Here is a 24,432-nt window from a genome sequence, read left to right on the forward strand (position 1 = left end):
AACGAGCCTCTTGACCCGCTCCACCATTCAGTGCACCGCCACGAAAACGAGGCCCGACGCGAGCAGGAATGCGAGGACGGCGGCCACTGTGCCGATCGCAGGAATCCACCAGATCCGACGCGACCTGTTCGGTCGGACGAGTGCGACGACCGTCACGAGGAAGGTCAGAGCGACGGCCCCGGGCACCAGAACTGTCGTGGTGTTCAGGAGCCCGTAGTCGCATTCGCCGGGGGCTCCGCCGCACCGATCGGCCGCGAGGTGCTCGATCAGGACGAAGAAGGACAGGACGACGCCGAGGACCAGCAGGAGGACGAGCAGCAGGAGCGCTGTAGCGCGGTCCGCCCGGGCGGAGAGGCGACGGCGGGGCGGCGGAGGAGGTGCCCACTGATCGAACGGGTCGCCTTCACCCCAGTCGGAATCCGAGTCGAAGGCCATGGTGCCGCTCAAGATAGCGGAGCAGGGCGGATGAGCATCGTCGGTCACTTGGCACCAGTGCTCGTCAGCACCCGACCAGCACCGCCTCCGCCGCCTCCCGATCCTCCGCCCCGATCGCCAGCCGGTACGAGCCCAGCACACCCACGAACTGCTCCACGTACCCGCAGCGCAGCTCCGGGGCCGGCGGCAGCCACTCCCCCGGGCCGGCGTCGCTCTTGGACTGGTTCGTGTCGTCCGTGGCGGCGACGAGGTTCGCCGGGTCGTTCGCGAACAGCAGGCGCTGCTCGTCCGTCCACGCCCACGCCTCGTGGTGCCAGGCCCAGCCGAGCGCGACGACGTGGTCGATCTGCACGAGCCGGGACGTGTCGCTCCCGGAGACGAAGGACACCTCGGTGCCGTCGTACGGGTCCACCAGGGTGCCGGAGAGCACCTTGCAGTCGCGGGTACCGGGCTTGAAGACCGGGTCGAGCAGGTCGCGGCCGAGGATGTCGTTGCGGGTGTCGCAGCCGTTGCGGTCGACGTCCTTCCAGGACTCGCCGAAGAGGTCGCGGTCGTAGGGGACGTCGGCGCGGCCGTCGTCCACGGGCAGCGCGGCGAGGGTCGCCAGCGCGAGCGCGGCGGGGTCGGCGGGATCCGCCGTCGGTGACGCGGGGCGGGACGCGGACGCGGACGGCGCGGCCGTCGCGGCAGCGGCGGACGGAGTGGCCGTCGCGAGAGGGGTCGAAGCAGGAGCGGTCGACGCAGGACCAGCAGGGACGCCGGACACAGATCCCGCACCGGGAGCCCCGACCGTCTCCCCCACTCCCACCACCGCGAACGCGACCGCAGCGACACCGACGGCTGCGACGATCCACACCCACCACGGCGCCCGCCGCACCCGCCGATACCGGGCGGGAGCCCCCGGCCGCCCAGCACCGCGCGAGAGCCCAGGAGCCCCCACCCGCCGCACCCCACCGGGTCGCGGCGGCGGCGGCCTGCCGACCACCGACTACACCCCCGAGTCGCCGTCAGCCGGGACGACCGGCGCCGAAGCCCGCACCGCCCCGTCCCACAGCCGGATCGCCGCGCGCGGCACCGGCCCGACCACATCGACCCGCCACACCAGATCCACCGGCGACCCGGTCGACGCCTCGAACGGCACGACATGGATGGGCGCCGACGGGTCGAAGCGCAGCCGCTCCTGCAGCCGCGACGGCGCGACGAGGAAGCTCGTCACGCGCTCGTGGTAGCGCTCGCCGACCTGCAGCTCGGTCAATACCGTGGCGCTCACCGGGGTCATCGGGTCAGCGCGGGTCAGCGAGTCGAGCAGGAAGTCGTCCCACGGCACGTCGAGCTCGACGCCCTCGAAGTCCTCGGGGCGGCGCAGCGCGTTCAGCGGATTCGTGCCCATCGGGCGGACCCGCGGGCGGGCGATCGCCTCCTCGTCGCGCTGCACGGACGCGACGATGTCGGCCAGGCGCGGAGCGGCGATCCGGGTGAGCAGCGACTCGTCGTCGAGGGCGCGCAGCAGCATCCGCCGCGTGTGGTTCGACGAGTGCGGGAGGTCCTCGTCCAGCGCCGACAGGCCGAAGCCCTGGCCGGCGCCGTAGTCCGCGGCCATCTCCTGCACGAGCGACTCGAAGGCCTCGTGCCGCCAGCCGCGGCGGACGAGCTTGGACGTCATCGCGGCGCGCATGCGGGCGACGGCCGCGGTCTCCTCGCCGCTGACGGTCGCGAGGCGCACGGCGAACGGCATGGCGCCGCGCTCCACGTCGAAGGTCTCGTGCTGGAGCCAGACGGGCGGCACGTGCCACGGACGGTGCACGGCCTTGGACAGCAGCACCAGCCACTCGACGGCCTGGCGGTGCACCGAGCGCAGGCGCGCGGCCTCCTCGCGGGCACGGCGGGCACTGCGGCCGTAGTGCGCGAGTCGGGTGCGCTCGAGCTGGATCCGCCGCTCGAAGCGCGACCAGCCGGCGTGGTACCGGACGAGCGACACCAGCGTGATCAGCACCCCGGCGCCGGCCAGACCCACGAGCACCCAGAGCAGGATCGAGGTGATCAGCCCGGGATCGAAGGTGCCGGCGGGCTGCCGCGAGGCGTAGTCGTTGACGAACCAGATGCCGACGCCGACCACGATCGCGAGCGCCAGCACGGTGACCCAGCCGACGAGCAGCGTGCGGTGGAACTCGCGGCGCAGGCCCAGCAGCTCGCCGGGGCGCTGCGGGCGGATCGCGTCGATCTCGCCCTTGAGGTACGCGACCTCGTCCTCGGCGCGGCGGCGCTCGGCGCCGATCCGGTCGAGGAAGCGCCAGACGAACGAGGAGCTCTGCCGGCCGGCCCACAGGTCGTACTCGCCGAGCGCCTGCAGGCGGCCGGAGCGGCGCGCCTCGGCGTCGTACGCGGACACGGGCGGCTCGACGGGCTCGGGAGCCTCCTCCGCGGGGACCTCGATCTGCACGACGGTCCGCGGCTCGGCGGCCTCGCCCTCGACGAGCGTCTCCTGCGCGGGCGGCGCGAACGCGGCGGACTCGGACGGCGCGGGCTCGGGCTCGGGCTCGGGCTCGGGCTCGGACGACTCGGGCTCCGAAGCGACCGGAGCGTCCGCCTCCTGGACCGTCGGCACCGCCGCGGCCGCGACGGCCGCCTCCGACGCCGACACCCAGTTCTGCAGCCTCTCCCGCGGATCCGCGAGCGCCAGCGCGTACCAGTCCACCCGCTCCGGGAACCCCGGCGGCACGTCGTACCCGCTCGACACCCACGGGTCGTCCGGCAGCGCGAGCACGTCGCCCACCCGGCCGAAGACCGGCACGGCCCCCTCGACGGGCGCGAAGCCCGCGTCGCGGAGGTCGGCGCTGCCGTCGAGCGCGCCGAAGACCAGCTCGCGCAGGCCCGCCCAGAGCTGCGGCGTGGTGCGGACGTGCGCCATCGCGGCGGGCGCGTCGGCCTCGGCGCGGGCGCGGCCCTCGTCGTCGCGGAGGTGCTCGAGGTCGGCGACCAGGAGCCGGTCGCGGACGTCCAGCACCTCGTCGTAGTCGGCCCCGACCACGGCCGAGCCCTGCGAGGTGTGCAGGGCGCGGGTGACCGAGCGGTTCGCGCTCGAGGTGATCCAGAGCACGGCCCAGCGCGGGATCTGCACGAGCTTGCCCGCCGAGAAGGCGAAGAAGCGGCCGATCTGCGCCCAGAAGCCGATCCGCTCGGGCTCCGGCACGTCGAGCGAGCCGGCGGAGTCGTAGGTGAGCGCGCCGCCGTCCAGGCGCAGCGCGCCCGCGACCATGCTGTCGACGTAGCCGGCGATCTGGCCGTCGTCGATGTAGGCGGTGCCGGGCGGCGGCGGGCTGACGCTGGGGTCGATCAGCAGCGAGTCGGGGCGGGCGGCGTTCTCGAGCACGCCGGCGGCGACGCGGCGGCCGAGCGACTCGGTCAGTACCGCGTTGAGGAACACCCGCGAGATCCAAACGGAGTCGCCGCCGTCGGACTCGCGGCTCATCAGCTCGACGCTGCCGTCGGTGACGCCGTTCCACAGCCCGGCGACGCTGGCCAGGTGGGTGAGCGTGAAGCCGGTGAAGCGCTCGTCGTCGCGGACGAAGGCGTCGCCGGACCACGGGCTCGAGCGGTCCTCGGGCGAGGCGATGACGACGAAGCCGTGCTCGTGCGCCTCCACCCGCTCGCGCAGCTGGAACGCGGTCGGCGCGCAGATCAGCGTGACCCGGCGCAGCTCGGTGGTCTGGTCGGCGAGGGTCGCCGACGGATTCGGCAGCGGCATCGAGGTGCGCACCCAGCGGCTGACGAGGTCGGCGACCGCGTCCTGCGCCTCGTCGGTCTCACGCTCGGGCAGGGCCGAGCGGAGGGTGACCAGGCGGACGAGGGCGAGCGGCTCCTCCGCGAGCGCCTCGAACAGGTCGACCGCGATCGCGACCGACTCGAGGTCGGCGCCCACGCCGAGCACCACGGCCTCGATCTGCGGCGGCGCGTAGGGCGAGGTCTTGACGTGCTCGGGCAGCACCCAGAGGGCCCGGCCGAGCAGGCCGGTCTTCGTCCACTGCGCCGCCAGCTCGAGCAGGGTCTCGCCCTGCGCGCCGCTGGGCAGCAGGACGATCGCCGCCTTGCCGTCGGGCCAGAAGCCGGCGTGCCCGTAGCCGTCCGGGCGGATCTCCGGGGGCACGCTCAGACTCCGGAGTCGCGCGGACCGGTCGAGACGACCGACGACACCAGGCCGAGCAGCGCCTCGCGGAACTGCTCGCGCATCTCCCAGGTGACCGGGTAGTCGTAGACCGAGACCATGTCGTCCTGCTGCACGATGTCGCTGTCGAAGCGGGCGAGCTCGGCGGTCAGGTAGGCCTGCACGGCGGAGCGGCGCGACGCGAGGTCGCCGTCCGCACTGCCGGCCCGGGACGACTCCGGCACCGGAGCGCCGGTCGGCAGCGCGCCTGTCTGCAGCCACTCGGCCAGCTCGGTCTCCTCGCCGCGGCTGCCGCCGAGCGAGATCAGCACCCGGTAGGCGGCGAGCGGCGCCAGCGTCCCGTCGACGTTGCAGAGCGCCATCGCGATGGCGAGCGACTGCAGCACGACGCCCGGGAAGTCGGCGGGCCGGGCGTTGCGCTCGCTCAGCAGCGGGTGCGGGAAGTCGGCGAGCGCGCGGGTCGACGGGTCCCAGACGGAGAGCTTGGGGCCCTTCTCGCCCTGCGAGGCGTCGACGGCGAGGCGGCCGAGGGCCTTGGCGACGTACCAGCCGCGGATCATCGACTCGATCGCGCGCGGGTCCGCGGGGATGCTCTCGCCGAGCAGGCGGGCGCGCTTGAACTTCCAGAACGCCTCGCGGCTGTCCTGGGTGTTCGACTGCGCGAGCCAGCCGCGGGCGATCGGCTCCATCACGGAGTCCATCACGATGGGCTCGTAGGGGAAGCCGGACATCGCGAAGACCTCGATGCCGTCGACCTTCTGGTCCTGGAACCACGACTCGCTGGTCGCGTCGTCCCAGACGCCCATCTGGCCGAGCACGCCCTTCGTCACCTCGTACATCTCGGTGCCGGCGCGGAACGGGATCGAGCTGAAGACCAGCGAGGTGTCCTCGTTGATCGCCTTGCCGTGCACGGCGCGCAGCAGCGCCGGGTTGAGCTTGACCAGCGGCTCGCTCGCGCCGAGGGCGGCCTGGAGCTGCTCGCGGTAGCGGTCGCGGCGGGCGGCGAAGACGTCGGGCGGCAGCACCTCGGAGTCGAAGAAGCCGAGCAGGTCCTCGCCGATGTAGGCGGCGAACGGGGTGCCGTCGCGCTTCATCCAGGCGCGGGCGCGGCCGACGTAGACCTCCGGGTCGGTCGCGAGCTCGAAGGAGGCGCGCTGGGCCGGGTTGGCGACGGCCGGGTCCGCGGTGACGGTCGGCTTCCAGGTGCGCGGATTGCCGACGAGCGACCAGGCGCCCGCGTCCGACTCGCTGTCCGGGCTGACGCCGACGAGCTGGTCGGCGAGCACGCGCAGGACGGCGTCCTGGTACTTGGCGTCGCCGTCGACGGAGGCGCGCACCAGCTTCTGGAACTCGGCCGGGTACTTCTCCGGCTCGACGAGCATCCGCTCGTTGGGCGCCGGCGAGTACTTGCGCGGCACGGTCTCGTCGACGCGGCGGGGCCAGAACTCGTAGGCGTTCTCGCGGTCGTCGCTGGTCTTCCGCGAGTGCACGCGCTGCAGCAGCGCGGTGCGCGAGCCGTCGAGGTAGTCGGCGAGCGGGCCGAGGAAGGTTTCGCGCAGCTCGGCGAGCAGCGCCCAGGCGGAGTCGCGCAGCGCCGCCTCGGAGGACCACTCGAGCGCCTGGCCGAGCCGCTGGATGGCGAACTGCACCGCCTCCTGGTCCGGGCGGATCGACTGCTGGTTGGCCGAGGTGCGCAGCTCGTCCGAGACGAGCGAGCTGAGGGTGCCCACCCACTCCTCGTGCTGGCGGGCCTCGACGCGCAGCGCGTCGACGGTGCCCTTGAGGCCGCGCTCGAGGCGGCGGAGCATCGCGGTGACGACGGGCAGGCCGTCCTGGGCGACGTAGCGCGAGACGGTCTCGAGGATGTGGCCGGGCATCGTGCGCGTCCAATCGTCCAGACGGCGCTGGCGGGCCTCGCGGTCGCGCTGGAGCAGGCGCGGGCTGTGCCGGGTGAACTCGTTGACGAGCCGGTCGGTCCAGGTGGTGATGTCGGTGCCGCCCTGGCGGTCGAGCGACTCGGGGCGGGCCAGCTCGTCGTCGGCGCCGCGCTGCAGCTCGGCCTTGATCAGGTCGAGGGTGCTCTGGTCGCGCAGCGCGTCGGTGACGTCGTTGTGCTCGGCGGTCTCCTCGTTCAGGCGCAGCTCGCGGAGGAAGCGCTGGTACTCGCTGTCCGCCGACTTCTCGATGTACTCGCGCTCGGTCATCCGCTCGAACTGCGGGTCCTCCTCGGCGTGCGCGAAGAGCATCCGGTCGATCGCGGAGCGGGCGAAGCGCTCGGCGGAGTACTCCAGGAAGCGCTCGCGGCCGAGGGTGACCCGGCCGAAGCCGATCGAGGAGAACGGCGGCGAGTGGTGCGCCGGGCTCATCAGGCCGGAGTTGTCGGGCAGCACGTTGGCGGCCGAGCGGGCCTGCCAGTTGCCGGACGAGTAGGCGATCATGTCGTCCTGCACGCGCTCGTCGATCATCCACGCGGTGAGGCTGGTGGCGACGGCGTCGTAGACGGCGTTCTGGTCCTCGAAGGTGACCTTGCTGTTGCTGCGGCCGACGATGAACGGGTACGCGGCGCCGACGCGGTCCATCGCGGCGCCGTAGGAGGGGGCGACGCCCTTGGTGCGCAGCAGCTCGAGGGTCGCGGCGGAGGGCGTGTCGGTCCAGAAGCCGTTCATCGTCTCGGAGATCGCGGCGAGCGCGTTGCCGGGCATGCCGGCGGTGACCGAGAGCTGATCGAAGACGTCGGGCGCGTAGAGCATGCTGAAGAACTGGTTCGACCACGGGTACTGCTTCGCGGTCGACTTGATGATCTCGATGATGTCGAGGAACTGGCCGGCTCCCGAGCCGCCGGCGACCGACGAGATCACGATGACGATCGGGCTGCCGTCTCCGCCGTCGTCGCGGGCGCGCAGGCGCTGGCCGAGGGTCTGCAGCTCGGCGAGCGACTCGGCGTCGTTCATCTTCCCGATCGCGAGGCGCGCGGCCTGGGCGATCTCCTTGGTGGCGGCGAGCGCGACGGCGCGGCCGACGGCGCGGTACTGGCCGGCGCCCTTGGTCACGTCGACCTTGACCAGGCGCGGGTCGGGCAGCTGGCGCTCGATGTCGTGGCGCATCGCGTTGTTGGTCGCGTGGGCGCTCGTGATCGAGCCGTGCACGATGTCGAAGGTCGCCGCGGTGCTGACCAGGCCGCGGTAGTCCTGCCGGGGCAGGAACGGCGCCTGGTACTCCATGCCGTCCTGGACGGTGGGGGTGTCGAAGTGCAGGAAGCGCCAGGCGGCGGGGATGCCGCCCTCCCAGCCGAGCTGCTGGAGCTTGAGCTCGAGCTGGTACTTGATGCCGCGGAGGGTCTTGCCGCCGGAGCCGCCGACTCCGATCAGGAGGAAGGGTCTGAGCATGAGGTCCTGCTTTCGTCTGGTCGCGCGGTGTTCCTGCGGTAGCGCGGTGTGTCGTGTGTCGTCGTGCGGGCGGTGCTGGGAGGCGGAGCGCCGTCAGCGACTGCGGGGCGGAGGGGTGCGGGGGCCGGCCCGGCCGGGCGGCGGCGGGGGCGGGGTGGAGCCGCCGGGCCGCGGGGGCGGCGGTCCGCCGGGGCGGCCGGGCGCTCCCTGCGTCCGGGGCGGCGGGCCGCCGGGGCGCGGGGGCGAGGAGGGGCGGGGCGGAGTCGCGGTCGGAGTGCCGCTCTGGGCGCTCCGCGGCGGGGCGGAGGAGCGGACCTCGGCGGCCGCGGGCGGGGCGGCGGACACGGGCTGCTGCGGCTCCCGGCGCTCGGGGCGCTTCGCCGCCCGCTCGCGGCGGAGCACGTCGACCGTCTTCCAGGCGGGCTCGCCGGAGTCGCGCAGCAGGTCCTCGAGGCGTCGCTCGTACTGGCCCTCGTCGTCGCGGTCGACGCGGTGGTAGAGCACGGCCGTGGCGCGGACGGGCTCGTCGCCGCGGGGGCGCTCGAGCTCCTGCTCCGAGACCACGATCGCCCAGAAGACGTCGAGCGGGAGCGCGGAGAACTCGACGCCGCCGTTGCCGAGCGGGCGTCCCGCGGAGGTGCCGCGGGTGCCGGTGCGGGAGGCGACGATCTCGCCGCCGGCGGGCGGGCCGACGCGGTAGCTCGGCGCCTTGAGCGGCCACCACGGCACGTGCGCGCGGAGCCGGCCGAGCTCGGGGTCGGGCAGCTCGCGCACGCCGGTCTCGCTGCGGAGGTAGCGGAAGCGCTCGTCGAGGCGGCCGTGGGTCAGCGCCGAGCGGACGCCCTCGGGCGTGATCTCGACGGGGATCGTGCCGCGCTGGAACGAGCCGTTCATCGCGATCTTCGCCTTCGCCCGGTTGAAGAGGTACAGGCCGAGCAGCGGCAGGAGCACGCCGAGCAGCAGGAGGACGAGCGCGACCAGGCCGATCGCCGCGGCGTTCACCGGGAAGGTCGACGGGAAGGACAGCGCGACGGTCTGCGGGGCGCTGCTGCCGCCCGCGGTGCGCACGTCGAGCGGGAGGGTCGCGGCGACCGACGAGTCGGCGGCGACCGGGTTCTCGGCCGAGACGGTCACGGTGCGCGAGGCGCCTTGCGCGACGTCGAGGCAGGCGCCCGGCGCGAGCGCGGTGCCCGACTCGTCGGTGAAGCTCCACTGCCAGGCGTCCGCGCGGTCGGCGTTGTCGCTGGTGACGGTCGGCGCGGCGGAGAGGCAGACCTGGCCGTCGCCGCCCGCGGTCGGCCCCTGGATCGCGAGAGTGCCCTCCGCGCGGCCGTCGGCGCCGGTCAGCTCGCTGAGCACGAGCGGCGAGGCGACGCTCGGGAAGGCGGCGGGCAGCACGGTCGTGATCCGCTGCTGCGTGGTGACCGGGGCGAGCTCGATCGCGTGCTCCGCGGTGGTCAGCGGGTCGAGCGAGGCGGTGACGAGCAGCTCGGAGGCGGTGACGTCGGAGGGCAGCGGGATCGTGATGACGCCGGAGGCCGCGTCGATCGCGGCGCCCGGCAGGTCGGCGGTCGCGCCGTCGGCGGTGCTGGTCGCGGCGAAGTCCGCCTGCCCGAAGACGGAGAGGTCGACCGGCTGGCCGTCCGGGTCCTGGACGCGGGCGGTGAGGGTCGCGGAGAGCGTGCCGTCCTCGCCGCGCTGCACCTGGTTGGCCTCGTCGAAGACGATCCGCAGGTCGCTGAAGGCGAAGACCTCGGTGGTGCCGGGCGAGGTCAGCGTCCACTGCCCCTGGAGCTCGGGCCGGTCGACGCTGATCTCCAGGCGCGAGACGCCGGAGGACTGCGTGACGGTGACCTCGGGGGCGGTGGCGGAGGCGGAGAGGGTGCCGAGGCCGGAGGCGGCGGGCGCCTGCAGTGTCCAGCCGTCCTTCACGACGGCCTGGATGCGCGCGACGCCCGGGTCGATCCAGAAGGAGCCGTTCGCGTCGAGCGCCTCGGACGCGCCGCCGGCGATGCGCGCGCCGAGCTGGAGGAAGACGGAGGCGAGCGCGTCGGGGTCGGAGGCGTCGACCACGGCACCGCGGACGGAGCCCTCGGGGATCGTCGCCGGTCCGCAGGTGGCGGTGCCGCCGCCGTAGGCGCCGCTGCCCTCGACCAGCGGCCACATCACGCGGGCCTCCTCGCGCTGCTCGCCGTCGGCCAGGAGCGTGCCGAGGACGACGACGCCGGCCTGGCGGAGCGCCGCGAGCAGCCCGTTGCCCTCGGGCTCGTCGCCGTCGGGGTCGATCCGCACGCCGCAGAGCGCGTTGGTCGCGTCGGCCGTGGCCTGCGCGGAGCCGAGATCGATCTCCCCGTCGGTCAGCCAGATCACGAGCTGGCAGGCGGAGCCGGCGCTCGGCTGGCTCTGCAGCGCGGTCTGCACGCCCTGCAGTCCGGCCAGCCAGTTGGTGCCGCCGCCGGGCGTCTTGTCGCGGATGACGCCGGCGAGGGCCTCCGGGCTCTCCTGCGACCAGGGCCGCCAGTCGACGGCCGGCTCGAAGGCGCGGCTGAAGAAGGCGGCGCCCCAGTTGACCGTGAGCGAGTCGCGCAGGCCGCCGAGCTCCTGCAGGCTGCCCGCGAGGATGCCGGCCCGCTCGACGTCCGGGTCGGAGCCGCGGCCGTCGTCGCCGCCGGTGTTGAGGGAGCCGGAGCTGTCGACGAGGTAGTAGACGTTGAGGACGTCGGAGGAGGAGAGGCAGGTGCGCAGGTCCTCGATCGCGCCGCGGCCGATGTCGGTGAGCGAGGCGGTGCTGGTGGCGGTGCCCGTGGTCGCCGCGCTCGCCGGCTGCGCCGCCGCCCCGAGTCCGAGGACGAGCAGGAGCGCGGTGACCGCGATCGCGAGGGCGCGGCGGATCACGTGCCCAGCCACTCGGAGATCGGGACGCTGATGTTGAGGACGTGCCAGGCGCCGAGCACGAGCGCCGCGGCCGACAGCCAGTAGAGGGCGCGGGTGAAGCGCGCGTCGGGCACGAAGCGGCGGGCGTCGCGGAGGGAGTGCGCGCGCTGGGAGGAGAGGTCCCAGCCGGTCGCGAGGAAGACGAGCAGCGGCGTCAGGACGTAGCCGGCGACGCTCAGCCAGACGGCGCTGCCGCGCACCAGCGGCAGCGGCAGACCGAGCACGCGGACGGGGGCCGAGGCGACGGAGGCTGCCACGACGGCCAGCGCGAGGCTCACCACGAGCCCCGCGGCACCCACTGCGAGAGGCAGGATGCTGGCGGTTCGTCGGGCCGCGGGGGCTCGGTCACGCACGGTCGACACCGCTCCACCCTCCGCTGTCGCAGCTGAACGCTCCCTGTTGGGGGCGGTCCTCCAGTATGCGGACCCCGCCACGAGCCGCCAAACCCCGCGCTGGGCCGCCCGGGTGCCGAGCATGCTGATCGAGTAGCGCGCGGAGCGCGCGTATCGAGATCCACCACCCCCTGCACGCCGGGTCTCGATACGCCGCTCCGCGGCTACTCGACCACCATGGCTCCCCCACCACTCGACCAGCGCGCGCAGCCCATGCTGATCGAGTAGCCCGCACAGCGCTCCCTCCATGCTGATCGAGTAGCGTGCGAAGCGCTCCTCCATGCTGATCGAGTAGCGCGCCCCGCGCGCGTATCGAGATCCGCCCCGCCCGCACCCCCGGCCGCACGCCCCCGCCCGGATGGTTGACTGGCCCCATGGAGATCGTTCTCGGAGTCGTCGGCCTGCTCGGCGGCCTCATCGTCGCGGCTGCCGCCGTGGTCGCCGTCGTCATCGGGCAGCGCCGCGCGAAGCCGGCCTCGCTGGTCGACATCGACGTGCGCCTCTCGCACGCGGGCGACGACTGGTGGCGGGTCACCGCGACGGTCCGCAACCTCGGCCGCACCGACCTCCCGCCGACGACCTTCGTCGCCGACCGCCCGATCTCCTTCGTCCTCGCCGGCTCCTCCTCCGCCGAGTGGTACGGCGCCCCGCCGCAGACCCCCGAGTGGTCGATCGACCCGTCCGGCTCCCTGCTGCTCGCGCCGCTCCTCCTCTCCCGCGGCGTCCCCGTCAGCGCGACGGCCGTCGTCCGCGGCCGGCCGGAGGTGCGCATCGACGCCCCGCTGCGCTACATCCCGGTCCGCGAGAACGTGGTCGAGACGACGGGGGCAACGCCCGCGTGGGGCGAGCCCGCCGCCGCCTCCGCCACCCCTTCTCCCGCGTCCCCCGCCCCGCCCGCTCCGCAGCGCCTCGTCGACGCCCCCCTCGAGCCGCGCCCGGAGCGCGAGAGCGTGCTCCGCGGCGGCTTCGGCATGTGGTCGGCGATGGCGGCGGGAGGGCTCGGCGCCGTCTTCATCGGCGTCGGGATCGCTCTGTCGCTGGCCGGCCTGAACTCGACGCCCCTCGGCTCCTCCGGCGTCGTCCTGATCGGCGCCGGCCTGACCGGCCTCGTCGGCACCCTCGTCGTCCGTCTGCTCCGCCGCTGGCTCGAGCCGCCGGCCCTCTGGCGCACCCCGCGGCAGCGCCTGCGCCGCCCCGGCACGATCATCGTGCTCGTCCTCGCCTACGCCGGCCTCGCGCTGTTCTGCCTCGAGTTCCTGGTCGAGAACGTCAGCGGCGACACCACCTGGGTCGCGGGAGTCGCCGTGCTGCTGCTCCTCGCCGCGCTGCTGGGCACGGGCCTCGTCGGCTTCCTCCGCCTGGTCGTGCTGCTCGGCGTGCGGCGCGCCTCGCGGGGCGCGACGGCCTGACCGCCGCCCGCACCGAGCAGGGGTCTAGGCGCGCGGCGGGGCGGTCGACTCGCGGACGACGAGGCTGGTGGCCAGCTCGATGCGGTGCGAGAGCGGGGGGATGCCGTCGTGCATCCGGACCAGGGTCTCCAGGCCGAGACGGCCGAGGTCGTGCATGGGCGTGTGCACGGTCGAGAGGAGCACGGCGGTCGGCAGCGCGGCGAAGGTGTCGTCGTAGCCCATCACGCTCAGGTCCTCGGGGACGCGCAGGCCGGCCGCGATCGCGGCGCGGATCGTCTGCAGGCCGTCGATGTCGTTCGTGGCGACGACGGCGGTCGGCGGATCGTCCAGAGCCAGGAGCTCCGGCACCACGTGCTCGGCGGATCCCATCCCCCGCTCGGAGACGAGGGCCGGGTCCTCCGGCAGGCCGGCCGCGGCGAGCGCCTCTCGGTAGCCGCCGTAGCGGGCACGGAGGCCGGGGTTGCCGGCGTCGCCGCCGACGAAGGCGATCCTCCGATGGCCGAGCGAGACGAGGTGCTCGGTGGACTGCTGCCCGCCCACCCAGTGGTTCGAGCCGACGCTGACCACGGACGGGTCGAGCGGGTTCGGTGCGTCGACCGCGACGAGCGGCAGCCCTGCCTCGGCGGCGGCCGCCACGATCTCGGCGTCGATGGCGGTGGTCACGGCGAGGATCCCGAGGTGCCCCTTCGCCGCGACCGAGCGGACGAACGCTGCGTCGAAGCGCAGCGTCTCGTCGGCGGAGCCGCTCGGCGCGAGGACGCCGGTCGTGACGTCGACGCGCTCGCTCTGCGCACCTCCGACCACTCCCTCGAGGACGCGCAGCGAGTAGACGCTGAGCAGGGTGTCGAAGACGACGGTGACGCCGCCGCCGACCCGGGGCGCCCGGGTGCTCGGGCTGTAGCCGAGCTCGCGGAGGGACTGCTCGACCCGCGCGCGCGTCGCCGCCGACGCGCCGGGCCGCCCGTTGAGCACCTTCGACGCGGTCGCCTTCGAGACGCCCGCATGCGCCGCGACGACGTCCAGCGTGACGCGCGTGTCCGGCGTGCGGGCCACAGGCCCTCCTCTCAACGGTGCCCCGACCCTACCGAAACCGTTTCCTCCCCGCCCCCTGACCTGGTGCGTGCCCCGTCGCGCGCCGCGAGATGCCTCTTGTGCACGCGACACGCCGTAAGAAGCGTGCACAAGTGGCATCTCGCGGAGGGGAGGGGAGGACTCGGGGCGTCATATCGATTCGACCGGCAGGGGCCCCGCTGGTTGGATACCGAGTATGAGTAGGCATGTCGTCGTCGTCGGGGCCGGTCTCTTCGGGGCCGCCACTGCGCTGCACCTCGCGCGCGGAGGCGCCCGGGTCACGCTGGTCGAGTCGGGGGACGCGGCGCGCGGCACCACGGCGGCCGGCGCCGGCTTCGTCGGCCTGTGGGCCGCGGGCTACGCCTGGTACTGGAACGAGTCCGAGCGCGACCTCGAGCAGTACGGCCTCGACTTCTACCGCGCCCTCGCCGTCGATCCCCACCGCGGCGGCGTCGACATCCTCCTCCGCGAGACCGGCAGCGCCTGGCTCGCCGTCACCGAGGAGGGCGTCCGCGACCACCTCGGCCCGCTCGTCGAGCACCCGCTGCGCCCGGAGGGCTCCCGCGAGCTCTCGCCGCAGGAGGCCGCCGAGCTCGTCCCCGGCCTCGACGCGACGGCCGTCACCGGCGGCTTCCTCCAGCCCGACGGCATCCAGATCAGCGCCCCCGACGCCGGGCTCGCGCTGATCGCCGCGGCCCGCGCGGCCGGAGTCGAGATCGTCGAGCACGCGCCCGTCACCGAGGTCCTCGCGATCGACGGCCGCGCGAGCGGCGTCCGCACCGCCGACGGCCGCACCTTCTCCGGCGACAGCGTCGTGCTCGCCGCGGGCTCCTGGACGAACGAGCTGCTCGCCCCGCTCGGCCGCCGCCTCCCGCTGGCCCGCGTCGTCGCGAGCCGCCTCACCACCGCGCCCTTCGGGCTCCCGCACCTGCCGACGCTCATGCTGCCCGAGCTCGGCGGCCTCTGGGTCCGCGAGCACCTCGGCGGCCTCACCTACGGCAACGGCGTCGGCTACGAGCCGCTCGGCGAGTCCGCCGCCGACCGCCGCCCGCAGCGCACCGACCTCGTCGAGGCGATGGACGCGCACCTCGCTCCGCAGATCTCCCGCCTGATCCCCGCCTCCGCCGACGCGCTGCGCGAGACCGAGTGGACGCAGGGCGTCGTCTCCTACACCGCCGACCGCCGCTTCCTGGCCGGCCCCGTCCCCGAGCTGCCCGGGCTGTTCGTCGCCGCGGGCGACAACGAGTCCGGAGTGACGCACGGGCCCGGTCTCGGCCGTCTCGTCGCCGAGCTGGTCCTCCACGGCACCACGACCCTCGGCGACGCCGAGCTCTACGCCCCGGCCCGCTTCGCCGCTCAGCAGTACCCCGACGAGGCCGCCGTGCGCGCGGCGATGCCGGCCCGGCGCCTGGTCGACGCGGTGACCGCCCGATGACAGGCCGCGACGTCGTCGTCGTCGGCGCGGGCCTCGTCGGCGCCGCCGCCGCGCGCTCCCTCGCCGAGCGCGGCGACCGGGTCCTGCTGTTCGAGCGCTTCGAGCGCGGCCACGACCGCGGCTCCTCGCACGGCGAGACCCGCATCTTCCGCCGCGGCTACGCGGAGGACGACTACCGAGCGCTGACCGGACGGGCGGCCGCCGAGTGGGCGCGGCTCGAGCGGGAGTCGGGCCGGAGCCTCTTCACCGCGACCGGAGCGATCGACCACGGCGACGCCTCCGCGCTGCTCGCGATCGAGGAGGCCTTCGCCCGCGACGGCATCCCCTGCGAGCGCCTCGACGCGGCCGAGGCCTCCGCACGCTGGCCCGGCCTGCGCTTCGAGACCGACGTGCTGCTGCATCCCGAGGGCGGCCGGCTCGACGCGGCCGCCGCGATCGAGGCGCTGCTCGCCTCCGCGGAGTCGCGCGGGGCCGTCGTCCGGGCGAGCACCGGCGTCCGGGCGATCGAGGAGCGCGAGGGCGGCGTCCGCGTCGTCACCGACGAGGGTCCGCTGCTCGCCGACGCGGTCGTCGTCGCGGGCGGCTCCTGGACGCCGGGACTCGTGGGCGGGCTGGTGGCCGCGGCCGGCCGCTCCCTCCCTCCGCTGCGGATCACGCAGGAGCAGCCCGCGCACTTCACGACGGACCTGCCGCTCAGCGCCTGGCCGAGCTTCGTGCACCACCGCGGCGACGAGCCGACGATCTACGGCCTGGCGACCCCGGGCGTCGGCGTGAAGGTCGGCGAGCACGGCACCGGGCGCGTCGTCGATCCGGACCACCGCGACTTCCGCGCGGAACCCGAGCGGCTCGCCCGGCTCGTCGAGTACGTCGCCGACTGGCTGCCGGGCGTCGACGCGGCGAGCGCCGACCCGATCTCCTGCCTCTACGACATCACGCCGACGGAGGACTTCGTGCTCGACCGCGTCGGCCGCGTCACCCTCGCGACCGGCTTCTCCGGCCACGGTTTCAAGTTCGGGCCCGTGCTCGGCGAGCTGCTGGCCGACCTGGTCGACGGCGCCGACGCGCTCGACCGCTTCCGGCTCGCAAGCCTCTAGATCTCCACCACTCCCCCGCACCACGGACGAAAGCAGCAGCATGCAGACACTCCGCGCCCTCGGCGCCCTCGCCGCCCTCGGCACCGCCGTCGCCCTCGCCGGCTGCACCGCCCCCGGCAGCTCGAGCGACTCCGCCTCGGGCGAGCGCCTCGTCATCGGCACGACCGACTCGATCGTCTCGCTCGACCCGGCCGGCGCCTGGGACCGCGGCAGCTTCACGCCGCAGAACCAGATCTACCAGCACCTCCTGAGCTACGCGGACGGCTCGACCACACCCGTCCCCGAGGCCGCCGAGGAGTGCGGCTTCGACGACGCGACGACGTACCGCTGCTCGATCGCGCCCGGCCTGACCTTCTCGAACGGCGACGAGCTGACCGCGTCGGACGTCGTCTTCTCCTTCCAGCGCGTCGTCGACATCGCCGCGGACAACGGCCCCTCGCCGCTGCTCGCCAACATGGAGTCGGTCGCGCAGGACGGCGACGACGTCGTCTTCACCCTCGCGGTGCCGAACGACCAGACCTGGCCGTACGTGCTCTCCAGCATGGCCGGACCGATCGTGGACGAGGAGGTCTTCCCCGCCGACGCGCTGCTCGACGACGCCGATGTGATCGGCTCCGGGCCGTACTCCGTGCAGAACTACGAGGCCGGCGGACTGCTGCAGCTCGCGGCGAACGAGTCGACCTCGAGCCCGGCGCCGAAGACCGCCGACGTCGTGCTGCGGCCGTACACCTCGTCGACGAACCTGCGCCTCGACGTGGAGAACGGCGCCGTGGACGTGGCCTACCGCTCGCTCACCGCGACCGACGTCGAGGACCTGCGTGGCAACTCCGACCTGCAGGTCGTCGACGGCCCCGGCGGCTCGGTGCGCTTCCTCACCTTCAACGTGAACACCCAGCCCGGCGGCACTCCCGAGCAGAAGCTCGCGATCCGCCAGGCCATCGCCTCGCTGGTCGACCGCGACGAGCTGTCGGAGCAGGTCTACCGCGGCACCTACACGCCCGCCTACTCCGTCGTGCTCGACGGGCAGACCGGCGCGACGCAGGCCTTCGCCGACGCGTACGGCACGACCCCCGACGCGGACGCCGCCGCCGCGATCCTCAGCGCCGCCGGCGTCTCGACCCCGGTGACCCTGCCGCTGCAGTACACCTCCGACCACTACGGCCCCGACTCCGACCAGGAGTACGCGCTGATCAAGTCGCAGCTGGAGTCGTCGGGCCTGTTCACCGTCGACCTGCAGTCGACCGAGTGGACCAGCTACGTGAAGCAGCTCTCGCCGGACGCCGGCTACCCGGCCTACCAGCTCGGCTTCTTCCCGGACTACCCGGACCCGGACAACTTCCTCCGCTCGGCCTACTCGACCACCGGCGCCTCAGTCGCGAACGGCTACTCGAACCCGGCCGTCGACGCCCTGATCGACACCGAGGCGACCGCGACCGACCCCGCCGCGCGCGCCGCCGCGATCGAGGCCATCCAGGCCCAGACCGCCGCGGACGCCCCGATCGTCCCGCTGCTCCAGGGCCGCGAGACCGTCGTCGCCGCCTCGGGCGTCACCGGCATCGAGGACACCCTCGACGCGACGTACCTGTTCCGCTTCGGAGCCCTCGCGAAGTAGGAGCGGAGCGACCGCTGCATGCTGGTCGAGTAGCCGCGGAGCGGCATATCGAGACCCACGCTCCGGCAGACGGCGGATCTCGATACGCGCCCTCCGGGCGCTACTCGATCAACAGGATTCGCCGTCAGCGGTCGACGAGCTCGGCCTCGGACCAGCCGTCGGGGGCGTCCTGGCCGTCGGGCGCTGCGGGCCGCCTCCGGCGATGCTGCGCCGCCGCGACCGCGAGCACCACGAGCAGCCCGAGCGCCGCGGTCATCACCGGCCCTGCCGCCTGGGACAGCGCCGCCCGCCAGACGATCTCGATCGGGGCGGTCAGCGAGTCGCCCTGCCACTGGTTCGGCAGCACGAGGATGATCGCCGGGATCGCGAGCAGCGCGGCCCAGAGGACCAGATCGAGGACGACCGCCCCGATCCACCAGGCGCGACCCGGCGTCATGCGCGCGACCGCCGGACGGCCTGCACGACGACGGCGGCGGCGAGGGAGGCGAAGCCCACGGTCAGCAGCGGTGTGGCGCTGAACTGCAGCAGCAGCCGGACGTACTGCTCGTACTCCAGCCGCTCGTAGACGGTGCTCGTCGTGTAGATGGCGAGCGTCGACCACCACAGCGCGGCCAGCCCGAGCGGGATGAGCGCGACGCCGGCGATCGCGAGCGTCAGCGGGACCCGGCGGCCCAGAGGACGCACCGCCGTCGGCGCCTCGGGCTGCGGCGTCTCCGCGACGTCCTGATCCTCGGCGGCCTCGACAGCGGCGGGCTCCGGTACGGAGGAGAGGGCGGCGAGCGGCGACTCCGGCTCGGCCGCCTCCACGCGCGGGCTCGGATCCACGTGCGGCACTCGTGCGCCCGCACGCCGCGGACGCCGGTACGCGTCTTCCTCGCGGCGGCGCACCTCCGGCGCCGGCCCCTGGTACCCGCGCTGATAGGCGGCGTGGAACCGCGGATCCGTTCTGCTGCTGTCGACCATGACCGCCCCCGCCTCGTGCACTCGGAGTTCCATCCTGTCGCACGGCCGCCTGTGGAGGGGACCGCATCGTCAGGAGGGTCCGCGACCGCCTCCCGCGGGCAGCAGCTCGACGAGCACACCCTCGCCGAGCTCGACGTCCTCCTCCGCGTCACCGTCGACATCCTCGGCGATGGCACCCCGGCCGGCGCGCAGGAGCCCGATCGCGAGGGCCGTCGCTGTCATGGCGAAGGCCGCTGTGCCGAGTGCCGGCGCACCGGGCCAGAGCAGAGTGGACACGATCGCGGCCAGCGGAACCTGGTCGCCCTCGGTGTAGCTCCAGTTGTCGGGTTGCACGGCCGAGACCCAGCAGGCCCCGAGCGCCAGCGCCCAGAGCAGGGCGGTGTAGCCCAGGAGCAGGGGCCACCAGCCACCGCGGCCGCTCATGAGCGTGCCGCCCGCAGCGCGATCGCCGCGCCGATCGAGAGCAGCCCGATGGTGATGGCAGGGCCGGCCAGGTAGTTGGTGATCGCGCCGACGAACTGATCGAACTCGTTCGGCTGGACTCCGATGCTCCCGTAGATCGACGACGTGGCGGACCAGATCAGACCCACTCCGGAGACCAGGAAGAGCACGCCCAGCACAGCGAGCGCGATCGGGATCCGGCGATCGAGCGCGGACGGCCTTCGCGGCGATGCCGGACCGGACTCCGTCGCGACGTCGTCGATCGGCACCTGCTCGCCGTCCCCCACGACCGCAGCGGAGGTACTCGGCAGCGGCGGGGCGGCCGACGGAAGGACGGGCTCTGGACGCAGCGCGGAACTCGGTCGCCGCACTCGAAGCGGTCGAGCGTCCTCCACGGTCGTCGAGCGGCGCCGGCCCTCGGTCGTATCGCCTCCGCGCGGCCGGCGGAACCGCTCCTCCGCCGGCGCCACGGAGGCGCTCGGCGCCCCCTGCCCCTGATACCCCCGCTGATAGGCGGGATGGAACCGCGGATCCGTCCGGGTGCTGTCGGTCATGAAGTCCCCCACTCCGTGCGCGAGCCCCCATCCTGTCGCAGACCCGCGACGAACGGCGAGCGCGGCGCTCAGCGCACGGAGACGACGCTCGCGCGGCTCGGCAGGCTCACGCAGCCGGCGCCGACGAGCAGCAGGGCGATCATCACCGCGGTCAGCGCGCCCCAGCCACCCGCCTCGACCACGAAGCCGAGCAGCCAGCCGCCGACGCCCGAGCCCAGGTAGAAGGCGATCGTGTAGACGGCGCCGGCGTGGCCGCGGAGGGCGGGGGCCGCTCGCGCGCCGGTCCAGGCCGCGCCGGTGGCGTGCACGGCGAAGAAGCCGGCCGAGAAGAGGACGAGCCCGATGACGACGACCACGATCAGCTCGGAGAGCATCACGAGCAGCCCGACGATCATCGCGGCGACGCCGATCCGCATCACGACTCGCGGGCCCAGGCGCGGCGCCCAGACACCGGCGAGCCGGGAGGTCGCGGTCCCGGCGAGATAGGTGAGGAAGAGCAGCGAGACGAGCGCCGGCGGCAGCGCGAACGGCGCGGCCTCGAGCCGGAACGCCAGGTAGTTGTACACCGCGACGAACACGCCGACGACGAAGAACGTCTGCGCGGCGACCGCGAGCAGGACCGGGTCGCGGAGCACCTGCGCGATCTTCCCGCGCCAGCCGCCCTCGCTCCGCGGCGCCCGCACGACACCGCCTCTGGGAGCGAGCAGGACGAACGCGACGGCAGCGAGCGCGCAGACGATCGTGACGGCGAGCAGCGCGCCCCGCCAGCCGACCGCGCTCGCGAGCGGACCGGCGAGGAGCCGTCCGGCGGCTCCGCCCAGCGTCGTCCCGGAGACGTAGGCCGCCGCGGCGGCGGTCGCGCCCGCCCCGCCGACCCGGTCGTGGATCGCCGCCACGGCGAGCGCCGGCACCGCGCCGAGCGCCGCTCCGCTGAGGAACCGCAGCACGAGCAGCACCTCGAAGGACGGTGCGACGCAGGCGAGCAGGGCGAGCACCACGGAGGAGAGCACCGCGATCCGCATGGACTCCAGCCGTCCGATCCGCTCGGCGATCGACGCCCAGGGCAGCACCATGAGCGCGAGCCCGACGGTCGCCGCCGAGACGGTCAGCGCGGCGTCCGAGGCGGAGATCCCCCACTCGCGCGAGAACTGCGGGAGCACGCCCTGCACGGCGTAGAGCTCGGCGAAGGTCGCGAGCCCCGCGGCGAGGAGGGCGATCGTCAGCCGGCGCTGGGAGACGGGAGGAGCGTCGACGGCGGGGCGGACGCTGGTGCTCATCCTCCGAGGCTAGAACCGCGGCGAACGCATGACCAATGCCTGTCGCGTGCCGACCTATACGCTGGAAGCATGGATGAGCCCGCGATCCTCCGGTTGCTGCCGACGCTCGTCGCCGTCGCGCAGACCGGAAGCGTCACCGCCGCGGCCGCCGAGCTCGGCGTGCCGCAGCCCACCGCGAGCCGCTCGCTCGCGCGCCTGTCGGAGCTGGTCGGCGCTCCCCTGGTCCGCCGCGAGGGCCGAGGCGTCGTGCTCACCGAGGCCGGCCGGCGGCTCGCGGACGTCGCGCAGGACGGCCTCGCGCTGATCCGCGCGGGCCTGACCGAGGTGCAGCAGGCCCGCGACCTCGAGGACGGCCGCATCGCGATCGCCTTCCAGACCCTGCTCGGCGAGACCTTCGTGCCCGACGTGATCCGGCGCTTCCGCCGCCGCTGGCCGCGCGTCGGCTTCGGCCTCCGCCACGGCTCGCGCGCGCTGTGCCTGCGGGCGGTCGCCGACGGCGAGTCGGAGCTGGCGATCGTCGCCGACCCGCCGGAGCTGCCGGGCACCACCACGACCACGCTCTACATGGAGCCGCTGCTCGCCGTCGTCGACGACCGGCACCCGCTCGCCTCCCGCCGCTCCGTGACGGTGGCGGAGCTGCGCGGCCTCGACCTGATCATGCTCTCGCCCGGCTACGGACTGCACGAGTCGGCCCGGCGACTGCTGACCTTCGAGGGGCGCGATCCCGAGCCGGCCTTCGAGGTCGGCGACTACCGGGCCGCGCGCGGGCTGGCCGCGGCGGGCCTCGGTCTGACGATCCTGCCGCCGAGCCCGTCGTCGATCGAGGACGGCGTGCGCGAGATCCCGATCGACGACCCGCGGGCCGTCCGCGAGATCGGCGTGCTCGTGCGCGACACCGGGAATCCGGTGGTGCCGGAGTTCGTCGAGGCCCTGCGCGCGGCGGCCGGTGCGCGCGCCCGGGTGCGCTGACGCGCGAGGACTCTTCTGTCAAGCACAGGCGCACGGGGCTCCTGTGCAGGATGCTCGGAGAGGATCCACTTCCCCCCCTCACCGCGCACCACCAGCAGCCAGGACGGTCCCGGTCATGATCCTTCTCCGCACCCACTCCAACCGCTGGATCGCCCGCGCCCGCCGCACCGGTGTCGTCCACGGCCTGATCACCTTCGCCGACGACCTGCCGCAGCCCGTCTTCCGCACCCTGCGCCTGGACGCCGCGACCGGCGAGCGCGTCCTGCTGCGCGACACCGACACCCTCGAGGTCGCCTTCGCCGTGCTGATCGCAGCGGTCGAGCGCGTACGCCTGGCGGAGGTCGCGGCACCGGTGCGGGACGACGCGGACTCCGAGGCTATGGCCCCTCTGGCGCCGGTCGCGGTCCTCGCCGAGCCGGACTCCTTCGAGCCGGACGAGCCTACCGACCCGCTGGAGGACGCCGTCGCGGCGTGACGCGCGACGCGTTGAGGACTACCCAGCAAACAGTCAGATATAATCTTCTGAACAGAATCGTTCAAACGGTTATATCCTGCCTTCATGACCCGAGTCGACGCTGCGATACCGCTCCAGGAGCTGCTCTCGGACGCAGGAGCAGCAGCGCGCATCCTCAGCCCGCGCGACGTGCAGATCACCCCTCCCTCCGGAGCGCGGATCGATGTGCGCCTCGTCTTCCTGTCCCGTCCCCCCACCGCGCGCGAAATGCGCCAGCAGGTGGCGGCGGCGGCTGCAGGAACGACGATCGGATTCGTGACCCCCCGGATCAACAGCATCAGCCGACGTGTCGCGCTCGCCGATCCTCGAGTGGCGCTCTTCGGCACCACCGATGGAGTCGTCATCCTTCGCGGAGAAGAACTCACCCCGGCAGCGGACGATCGGCAGCCGAACAGCGGGCACCGGCGCGTGTCCTCCGCGCTCTTCGCGCTCCAGCGAGTCCTGACCAGGACGCCCGAACCTCGGTTCCAGACAGACCTGGCGCGCGAGTGCGGCGTCTCGCAGGTGACCGTCTCGAATCTGCTCGCAGCCGACTCGGGCCTGGCGGAGAAGACCACCCGAGGATGGATCGCGCGCGACCCCCGCTCACTCCTCGACCGGTTCCTCACGGACTATCCGGGCGCAGGCGGCCTCTCGCAGCTCTGGTACTCGAGCCGGCCGGTGATCGAACAGGCTGAACGCGCTTGGAAGTCGGGCCCGAGGGCACTGCTCTCCGGCGACAGCGCCGCCGACGCGATCGCCCCCTGGAGGATCCCGACGTCCGCCGTCCTGTACGCGGAGAGCAGCCTCCCGCTGGAGTCGTCGGGCTTCGCGGAGACGGATTCCCCTGAGGCCACGCTGCGGGTCGTCGTTCCGGCGGACCGGACTCTCTGGGCGACGGCGACCGCGTGGTATCCGACCGGGAGGACGGTCGACCCGCTCATCGCCGCCTGGGATCTGAAGCGGACCGGCGGTTCCGACGTGGACGAGGCCGTTGATCGCCTCCTCGACAAGGAGCTGGCGTGGTTCAGATGAGGTCCGTCGTCCTTCCCTCGACGTCCGGAGCCGATGACGCCGCGCTCCACGCCCTGAAGGACGCGTCGCTCGCGATCGCCGACATGGAAGACGCTTGCATCGTCGGCGGGCAGATGGTGGCACTGCTCTGCGGTGCGTACCCGAGTCCGGGATCGATCGCGCGCCGGACCGCCGACGCGGATGCCGCCGTGTCCCCGCTCATCGCCGCCCAGGGGACGCTGCACGACGTGCTGATCGGGCTCGGGTACACGCCAGGTGCAGGCAACCACTACACCTCGGGTGCGCGGGTGATCGATGTCCTGGTGCCGTCCCTGACGGGAAGGTTCGAGAGCACCGAGCACGGCGGCCGGGGATTCGACAGCGCGCCCGGTCTGGATCTGGCACTGCACGGAACGCTCGAACTCGGCGTGACGGCAGTCCTGCTCGACGAGACGCACCTCGCGTTCTCGACTCGGGTCCCCGGCGTCGAGCGAGCGCTGATCATCAAAGCACTCGCCTACGAGTCGCGCCGCGCCCAGAAGGATCTCGTCGACATCTACAACCTGATGGAGATCAGAGATGCGCACCGAGCGGAGGACATCGGCGGGTGGAGGATCGGCGAGGATGCGCAGTCCGGGGCGCGGCGCGATGCGGCAGTGGCACTCCGGCGCATCGCCGGATCGCCCGGGCTCAAATTGATGCTCCGCGGTTCTCCCGTTCCGAGAGGGCGATTCGGCACCCTCGTCCGCGACCACATCGCGGAGGTCTGAGGGAGAAGGGCCCGACGCTCG

The 24,432-nt window shown here is 73.7% G+C and carries 20 protein-coding genes; 8 read left to right on the forward strand and 12 right to left on the reverse strand.

What is annotated here, in order from left to right:
* Nucleotides 1-27 precede the first annotated feature (27 nt).
* From MT353_RS06865 to MT353_RS06890, 6 genes are all read right to left on the reverse strand, one after another.
* Nucleotides 28-435: a hypothetical protein gene (locus tag MT353_RS06865; RefSeq protein ID WP_243623933.1), complete on the reverse strand. Its 408-nt coding sequence runs from the start codon at nucleotides 433-435 to the stop codon at nucleotides 28-30.
* Nucleotides 436-499: 64 nt separating this feature from the next.
* Nucleotides 500-1,201 carry an HNH endonuclease family protein gene (locus tag MT353_RS06870; protein WP_243623934.1) on the reverse strand — a complete coding sequence of 234 codons (702 nt, stop codon included), beginning with the start codon at nucleotides 1,199-1,201 and terminating at the stop codon, nucleotides 500-502.
* 222 nt (nucleotides 1,202-1,423) lie between these two features.
* Nucleotides 1,424-4,579, reverse strand: coding sequence for a hypothetical protein (locus tag MT353_RS06875; RefSeq protein ID WP_243623935.1), 3,156 nt, complete (start codon nucleotides 4,577-4,579; stop codon nucleotides 1,424-1,426).
* 2 nt (nucleotides 4,580-4,581) lie between these two features.
* Nucleotides 4,582-7,983: a tubulin-like doman-containing protein gene (locus MT353_RS06880; RefSeq protein ID WP_243623936.1), complete on the reverse strand. Its 3,402-nt coding sequence runs from the start codon at nucleotides 7,981-7,983 to the stop codon at nucleotides 4,582-4,584.
* Between the two features lie 93 nt (nucleotides 7,984-8,076).
* Nucleotides 8,077-10,878 carry a hypothetical protein gene (locus MT353_RS06885; protein WP_243623937.1) on the reverse strand — a complete coding sequence of 934 codons (2,802 nt, stop codon included), beginning with the start codon at nucleotides 10,876-10,878 and terminating at the stop codon, nucleotides 8,077-8,079.
* Nucleotides 10,875-11,216 carry a hypothetical protein gene (locus tag MT353_RS06890; RefSeq protein ID WP_243623938.1) on the reverse strand — a complete coding sequence of 114 codons (342 nt, stop codon included), beginning with the start codon at nucleotides 11,214-11,216 and terminating at the stop codon, nucleotides 10,875-10,877. The genes MT353_RS06885 and MT353_RS06890 overlap by 4 nt, the downstream gene beginning before the upstream one ends.
* A gap of 467 nt (nucleotides 11,217-11,683) precedes the next feature.
* On the opposite strand from MT353_RS06890, the gene MT353_RS06895 reads away from it, so the two are divergent.
* On the forward strand, nucleotides 11,684-12,718 hold the full coding sequence (locus MT353_RS06895; protein ID WP_243623939.1) for a hypothetical protein: 1,035 nt from the start codon (nucleotides 11,684-11,686) through the stop codon (nucleotides 12,716-12,718).
* A 24-nt stretch (nucleotides 12,719-12,742) separates the two neighbouring features.
* Here the strand turns inward: MT353_RS06895 and MT353_RS06900 are convergent, their stop codons facing one another.
* Nucleotides 12,743-13,771 carry a LacI family DNA-binding transcriptional regulator gene (locus tag MT353_RS06900; protein WP_243623940.1) on the reverse strand — a complete coding sequence of 343 codons (1,029 nt, stop codon included), beginning with the start codon at nucleotides 13,769-13,771 and terminating at the stop codon, nucleotides 12,743-12,745.
* Nucleotides 13,772-13,985: 214 nt separating this feature from the next.
* Between MT353_RS06900 and MT353_RS06905 the strand changes: the two genes are divergently transcribed.
* The 3 genes from MT353_RS06905 to MT353_RS06915 are packed head-to-tail and all read left to right on the forward strand — an operon-like array spanning nucleotide 13,986 to nucleotide 17,930.
* A complete protein-coding gene (locus tag MT353_RS06905) occupies nucleotides 13,986-15,224 on the forward strand; it encodes an FAD-binding oxidoreductase (protein WP_243623941.1) in 1,239 nt (412 codons plus the stop codon).
* The gene (locus MT353_RS06910; protein WP_243623942.1) at nucleotides 15,221-16,318 is read left to right on the forward strand and encodes an FAD-dependent oxidoreductase; all 1,098 of its coding nucleotides are present in this window, start codon (nucleotides 15,221-15,223) and stop codon (nucleotides 16,316-16,318) included. Before MT353_RS06905 ends, MT353_RS06910 begins: the two co-directional genes overlap by 4 nt.
* 40 nt (nucleotides 16,319-16,358) lie before the next feature.
* Nucleotides 16,359-17,930, forward strand: a complete 1,572-nt coding sequence (locus MT353_RS06915) for an ABC transporter substrate-binding protein (RefSeq protein WP_243623943.1) — start codon at nucleotides 16,359-16,361, stop codon at nucleotides 17,928-17,930.
* 124 nt (nucleotides 17,931-18,054) lie between these two features.
* Here MT353_RS06915 and MT353_RS06920 read toward each other — a convergent pair whose 3' ends face one another.
* From MT353_RS06920 to MT353_RS06940, 5 genes are all read right to left on the reverse strand, one after another.
* Nucleotides 18,055-18,366, reverse strand: coding sequence for a hypothetical protein (locus MT353_RS06920; RefSeq protein WP_243623944.1), 312 nt, complete (start codon nucleotides 18,364-18,366; stop codon nucleotides 18,055-18,057).
* A complete protein-coding gene (locus tag MT353_RS06925; protein WP_243623945.1) occupies nucleotides 18,363-18,755 on the reverse strand; it encodes a hypothetical protein in 393 nt (130 codons plus the stop codon). The genes MT353_RS06920 and MT353_RS06925 overlap by 4 nt, the downstream gene beginning before the upstream one ends.
* A gap of 207 nt (nucleotides 18,756-18,962) precedes the next feature.
* Complete coding sequence (locus tag MT353_RS06930; RefSeq protein ID WP_243598202.1) at nucleotides 18,963-19,316, reverse strand: hypothetical protein; 354 nt, start codon at nucleotides 19,314-19,316, stop codon at nucleotides 18,963-18,965.
* Nucleotides 19,313-19,621 (reverse strand): hypothetical protein, encoded by a 309-nt coding sequence (locus tag MT353_RS06935; protein ID WP_243623946.1) that lies wholly within the window; start codon nucleotides 19,619-19,621, stop codon nucleotides 19,313-19,315. Before MT353_RS06935 ends, MT353_RS06930 begins: the two co-directional genes overlap by 4 nt.
* A gap of 335 nt (nucleotides 19,622-19,956) precedes the next feature.
* Nucleotides 19,957-21,165: an MFS transporter gene (locus MT353_RS06940; RefSeq protein WP_243623947.1), complete on the reverse strand. Its 1,209-nt coding sequence runs from the start codon at nucleotides 21,163-21,165 to the stop codon at nucleotides 19,957-19,959.
* Nucleotides 21,166-21,234: 69 nt separating this feature from the next.
* On the opposite strand from MT353_RS06940, the gene MT353_RS06945 reads away from it, so the two are divergent.
* From MT353_RS06945 to MT353_RS06960, 4 genes are all read left to right on the forward strand, one after another.
* The gene (locus tag MT353_RS06945; protein WP_243623948.1) at nucleotides 21,235-22,134 is read left to right on the forward strand and encodes a LysR family transcriptional regulator; all 900 of its coding nucleotides are present in this window, start codon (nucleotides 21,235-21,237) and stop codon (nucleotides 22,132-22,134) included.
* 115 nt (nucleotides 22,135-22,249) lie between these two features.
* Complete coding sequence (locus MT353_RS06950; RefSeq protein ID WP_243598199.1) at nucleotides 22,250-22,609, forward strand: hypothetical protein; 360 nt, start codon at nucleotides 22,250-22,252, stop codon at nucleotides 22,607-22,609.
* A gap of 204 nt (nucleotides 22,610-22,813) precedes the next feature.
* Nucleotides 22,814-23,662 (forward strand): hypothetical protein, encoded by an 849-nt coding sequence (locus MT353_RS06955; protein ID WP_243623949.1) that lies wholly within the window; start codon nucleotides 22,814-22,816, stop codon nucleotides 23,660-23,662.
* The gene (locus tag MT353_RS06960) at nucleotides 23,659-24,411 is read left to right on the forward strand and encodes a hypothetical protein (protein ID WP_243623950.1); all 753 of its coding nucleotides are present in this window, start codon (nucleotides 23,659-23,661) and stop codon (nucleotides 24,409-24,411) included. The genes MT353_RS06955 and MT353_RS06960 overlap by 4 nt, the downstream gene beginning before the upstream one ends.
* Nucleotides 24,412-24,432: the final 21 nt, after the last annotated feature.

It is taken from the genome of Rathayibacter sp. VKM Ac-2927 (genome assembly GCF_022815525.1).
GTDB lineage: Bacteria > Actinomycetota > Actinomycetes > Actinomycetales > Microbacteriaceae > Rathayibacter > Rathayibacter festucae.